The organism is Salinimicrobium oceani (assembly GCF_012037645.1).
The window spans coordinates 1-314 of record NZ_JAAVJR010001402.1; the positions used below are offsets into that span (position 1 = coordinate 1).

At 44.9% G+C, this 314-nt stretch carries 1 protein-coding gene; it reads left to right on the forward strand.

Annotation, left to right across the window (positions count from 1 at the left end):
- Window positions 1-314: NADH-quinone oxidoreductase subunit D-related protein (locus tag HC175_RS22395; RefSeq protein ID WP_479685264.1), on the forward strand; the 314-nt coding region annotated here is incomplete at both ends.

Sequence of the window (314 nt, forward strand, 5' to 3'; positions counted from 1 at the left end):
TGCGAGAGCATCCGGACACTCCTGTGATGTGCGAAAATATCACCCTTACAGTGCCCTTGATAAGGTCAATTTTACCGAAATCCTTGATACTGCAGGAGACTCCTTTGCAAGATACAGAGTAAGAATAGCCGAAATGTGGGAATCTCTGGACATCATTGAACAATTGATAGACAACATCCCAGATGGGGATCATAAAGTCGCTACTAACGCGGTGATCAAGCTTCCGAAGGGAGATTTCTACCAAAAGGTGGAAACTGCCAGAGGGGAATTTGGAGTCTATATCATAAGCACGGGAACAAAAAACCCTTACAGGG